This window comes from Albimonas pacifica, assembly GCF_900113695.1.
GTDB classification, from domain to species: Bacteria; Pseudomonadota; Alphaproteobacteria; order Rhodobacterales; family Rhodobacteraceae; genus Albimonas; species Albimonas pacifica.
Map to the genome: position 1 here is coordinate 1 of NZ_FOQH01000041.1, position 4,340 is coordinate 4,340.

6 protein-coding genes are annotated in these 4,340 nt (G+C 70.8%); all 6 read left to right on the plus strand.

What is annotated here, in order from left to right:
- Positions 1-630, plus strand: a 630-nt coding sequence (locus tag BM064_RS26330) for a type IV secretion system protein (RefSeq protein WP_092866492.1), incomplete at its 5' end; no start/stop codon positions are given.
- Between the two features lie 11 nt (positions 631-641).
- Positions 642-1,058 carry a hypothetical protein gene (locus tag BM064_RS26335; RefSeq protein WP_092866495.1) on the plus strand — a complete coding sequence of 139 codons (417 nt, stop codon included), beginning with the start codon at positions 642-644 and terminating at the stop codon, positions 1,056-1,058.
- Between the two features lie 32 nt (positions 1,059-1,090).
- Positions 1,091-2,236, plus strand: a complete 1,146-nt coding sequence (locus BM064_RS26340; RefSeq protein ID WP_092866498.1) for a TrbL/VirB6 family protein — start codon at positions 1,091-1,093, stop codon at positions 2,234-2,236.
- Positions 2,237-2,304: 68 nt separating this feature from the next.
- Complete coding sequence (locus BM064_RS26345; RefSeq protein WP_092866501.1) at positions 2,305-2,979, plus strand: VirB8 family type IV secretion system protein; 675 nt, start codon at positions 2,305-2,307, stop codon at positions 2,977-2,979.
- Complete coding sequence (locus tag BM064_RS26350) at positions 2,980-3,720, plus strand: TrbG/VirB9 family P-type conjugative transfer protein (protein WP_092866503.1); 741 nt, start codon at positions 2,980-2,982, stop codon at positions 3,718-3,720.
- On the plus strand, positions 3,717-4,340 hold a 624-nt coding region (locus BM064_RS26355; protein WP_218161136.1), incomplete at its 3' end, for a hypothetical protein. The genes BM064_RS26350 and BM064_RS26355, both read left to right, overlap by 4 nt.

Below are 4,340 nucleotides of genomic sequence, written 5' to 3' on the forward strand. Positions count from 1 at the left end.
GACTCCGCCGCCCTCGCGCAATGGGTCCAGCAGATCGAGCAGCTCAAACAGACCTATGAGGCCGAGCTGCGCCAGATCGAGGAGATGCAGCGCCAACTCGAGGCCCTGACCGGCCCCCGCGCCCTCGGCACGCTGCTGAACGGCGCCGCCGACATCGCCGCGCGCGAGGCCGCCGAGAGTCTCGACGGGATCGTGACATCGGCCATCGAAGGAAGCGCGCTGCCGGGCGCCGGGGCGGACCTGTCCGACCGCGTCGCGGAACTGCGCGAGGAACTCGACCTCGGCGCCCTCGCCGCCTTCCGCGGTTCCGAGGAAGGGCAGGACCGCGCGCTCGCGGTGCAGGCGGGGGCGGGCATGGCGGCGGTCGCGACCGCCGAGGAGGGCTACCGCCGCGCCAATGCGGCGATGGAGCGGGTCGGCGATATGATCGCCGCGATCGGGACGACCACGGACCTCAAGGCGAGCGTCGATCTCAACAGCCGGATCCTGGCGGAAATGGCGGTGCTGCTCTCCGAGAGCATACGCGTGCAGGCCGCCGCCGCCGGGTCGGCGGGAACGGAAGCGGCGGCCTCCGCCCGGGACCGCGCGGCGCAGCGCCGGTTCCTGCAGGGCGTCGGCCGGGAAGAGTGAGGAGAAGCATGATGCGCAAGACGATGATCCTGGCGGCAGCGCTGGCCGCGGCGGTTGGCATGGCTGCGGCGGAGGAGAAGCGGTCCTTCGGGTGCAGCTATTCCAGCAGCGTCGACGAAAGCGAACTGCAGACCCGCGCCGACAATCCCGGCATGCGTTCGATCCTGCAGGAATATCGAGTCCGCTGGGATGCCGCTTATGTCCGCGCCCAGTGCGAGGCCTTCGCTGCCGGAGATTCCTACGAGATCTCCTGCCTCAAGGGACGCAGGGACTGGAACGCCATCGCGGCGATGGTGCCGGAGGACCTCCACGGCCTCTCTGCAGGCGCTCTGCGCCCGCATCTTCTCGCGTTGCAGGCTGAGAACGACGGGTTCCGGGACGCGATCAAGTTCTGCCGTAGCGTCGGCGCGATCACGCGCGGGCGCTGAGTACGAGCAGACAAGATCAAAGGAGCTGCTCGGTGGCGACATTCATCCAGGACACGCTCGACAAGATCGACGAGAAGATCGCGGGCTACGCAGAAGGCGTCTTCGCCACGTTCGGCGGCGAGGTCGCGACCATGCTGCAGGCCATGGGCGTGGTCGGCATCTGCTTCATCGGCGCGAACGCCGCGCTGCAGTTCGCGCCGGTGCGGATGGCCGACTACCTCAAATGGTCGGTCCGCTACGTCGCCATCACCGCGGTCGCGACAAGCTGGGCGCAGTTCCAGCCCTTCTACGATATCCTCACCAACACGCCGGGGGCCATCGGCGCCGAGCTGCTCGGTGCAACCGGCGCGCCGAACCTCAACGTCGCCCTCGACGAGATGATCACCGAGCTCTTCGACTTCTCGGAAGTCCTCGCGGACGAGAGCGCCTTCTACTCGATCTCGCTGATGTCCTTCGCAGTTTGGCTGATCGGGGCGCTCATGGCCTGCGTGGCGATCATCGTCGCCGCGCTCGGCAAAGTGGGGCTGGCGATGGCCGTCTCCTTCGCGCCGGTCTTCCTGACCGCGCTGATGTTCAAAGCGACCTCCAACCTGTTCGAGGCCTGGGCCAAGTTCGCCATCGGCTTCGCCCTGATCCCGCTCGTGCTGGCGGGCGTCATGGGCGCGATCGTCGGCATCGGGCAGGAGATGATCGACGAGGCGGGCGGCGCGGCCGAGTTGAGCGAGGCCGCAGGCTTCATCATCGTCGGGGTCGCGGCGATCTTCCTGATGATTCAGGTGCCGACGCTGGTGAACGGGCTCGCGGGCTCCATCGTCACAACCGCCGACGGGCCCGGCATGGCGGCCCGCGCCGCTCGCGGCGGCGCCTCGACCGCCGCCACCGGGCAGGAGCGCGCCCGACCGGTCTCCGCCGCCGTGACCTCGGCGCTGGGGGCCGCCCGCACCCCCGATCCGGGCGCGAGCCGCATCCAGAGCCTCTATCGCGACTGGGAGCGGAATGCGAAGATCCGCGAGGAACGCTCCCGCGCTTTCCGCGAGCGCGAGGCCGAGCGCGGCCAGCTCGCGCCGGGTTCGGCGATCCGGGCCGCCGGTCGGGCGGGCGTCTACTCCAACGCCAGAGCCCGCAGCGAGGCGCGGGACGCCCGCCGCTCCGGCCCGGACGTCACCGACCGCTCCTGACCCCTCTTCCCCATCTCGACTTTCCGACGCGACGTCTACCGGCGCCGCGCTCCGCCAGGGAGTCCCCCATGCCGCCCTCCCCCGACCCAGCCGCGCTCACCTTCGAAACCGAGCTGTTTTTCTCCCTGCGCCGACAGCGCTCCATCGCCTGGGGCGTGGCGGGGGTCTCGCTGCTGACGGCCTTGGGCGCCTCGCTCGCCCTCGCCATGGCCCTGCCTTTGAAGGAAATCCGCCCCTATGTGGTGATGGTCGACCGCAGCACCGGCGAGAGCGAGCTGGTCGTCTCCACCCGCCCCGGCTCGCTCGCCGAGCGCGACGCGGTGCGCGAGGCGGAACTGGTGCGCTACGTCTCCTCCCGCGAGACCTATGACCCGGCGGACAATGCCGAGCGCATTCCCATGGTCGCGGGCCTCTCCGAAGGCCAGGCCGACGTCTCGCTTCGCGCCCTCTGGACCGCCGCGGCGGAAAACTATCCGCCGAACCTCTACGGCGCCGAGACGCGGATCTCGGTCCGCGTGCGCGCGGTCTCGATCCTGAGCGAGGACGCAGCCCAGGTCCGCTTCGTCCGCCGCCTTGAAAAGCCCGGGATTCAGCCGGTGGAGCGCGACTTCGTGGCCACGATCGGCTTCGCTTTCCGTCCCCGCGTCGAGCGCACGCTGCAGCAGGTCTGGGCCAACCCGCTCGGCTTCACCGTCACCCGCTATCGGGTGGACGCCGAGACCCTGCGCCCGAGGCAGGGTTGAATGCGCGCGCTACTCCTCGCCGCCCTGATCGCCTCGCCCGTCATGGCCGAGGTCGCTCCGCGTCCGGTCGGGCCGGATCCGCGCATCCGCAGCCTCGCCTATGACCCGGACGAGGTGTTTCGGCTGGACCTCGCGATGAAGTTCATCACCCATATCCGCTTCGCGCCCGGCGAGGCGGTCCAGTCGGTCTCGGTCGGCGACAGCGCCTCCTGGCAGATCGTACGTCTGCACCGCGGCGACGTGCTGGCGATCAAACCGTTGATCGCGGGGGCGGCGAGCAATATGAACGTCATCACCGACCGCCGTGCTTACGTGTTCGAGCTGCGCGCCCGCTGGCTCAAGGCCGGATCGCGCCACCACGCCTATCGCGTGTCCTTCACCTACCCGCAGGAGGAGGCTGCCGAAGCCCGCTCCGCCGCGCTCGCCGCTTCGCGCCCCAAGGACCGCGACTACCATTGGGCCGGGAACGCCGCGCTGAAGCCGCTCGCCGTGTTTGACGACGGCGTGAAGACCACCTTCCGCTTGCCCCGGAACGCGCCGCGCCCGGCGCTCTTCGCCGTCGATGCGAACGGCGAGGAAGCCCTGGTCAACACGGTCCAGAATGCGGACGGGTTCACTGCCGACCGCGTCTCCGCCCGTTGGACCCTGCGCTATGGCGAACAGGCAGCCGCCATCGCCCATGGCGACGCGCTCAGGCCAATCGCGGCCCCTGCCCCGCGCCGCGGGGCGCCCGAGCGATGAGCGAGGATCGCGACGCCCTTCTCGCCGCCCGCCGCGAAGCGATGGAAGGCACGCCCCGCCGCGCCCCCGGCCGCTTGCTCGGCGGCGTGGCGCTGGCCGCCCTGCTTGCCGGGGTCGGCGCGCTGCTGCTCGCGCCCGAGCAGGTCACCGCGTTCTTCGCCCGCACCTCCTCGGCCGAGGAGATGCAGGAGGCTGGCTATGACGCGCCCGGGCTCTCCACCGAAATCACCCTGCCCCGGCAGGCCGAGCCGGACCCGCCCTCGCTGGAAATCGCTCCGCCGCCTCCGCCTCAAAAGCGGGTAGAGCCTACGCGCGAAGACCCCCGCCTCGCCGCTCTCGAAGCCGAGCTCGCCGCAATGCGCCGCGCCGACGCCGCCCGTGCGGGCGAAATCCGCGCCCTGCTTGACGACCAGGCAGAGGCCCTGCGCGCCCAGTTCGACCGTGAGCGCGTTCTGATGGAGGAGCGCCACCGCATAGCTCTCGCCGCGCAGGCCGCGGGCGAACCCGCTTCGGCCACGGACCCCGAAACCGCGCGCCGCGACGCCGAGGAACGCGCCCGCCGCCGCGCCCTGCAGGAGGCGCAGGTCGCCTCGGATGGCATCGTTCTCGATGCCGGAACC

Coding starts and splice junctions, on each gene's coding strand:
- BM064_RS26335 (WP_092866495.1), top strand. CDS start 642: ATGCGCAAGACGATGATCCTGGCGGCAGCGCTGGCCGCGGCGGTTGGC.
- BM064_RS26345 (WP_092866501.1), top strand. CDS start 2,305: ATGCCGCCCTCCCCCGACCCAGCCGCGCTCACCTTCGAAACCGAGCTG.
- BM064_RS26350 (WP_092866503.1), top strand. CDS start 2,980: ATGCGCGCGCTACTCCTCGCCGCCCTGATCGCCTCGCCCGTCATGGCC.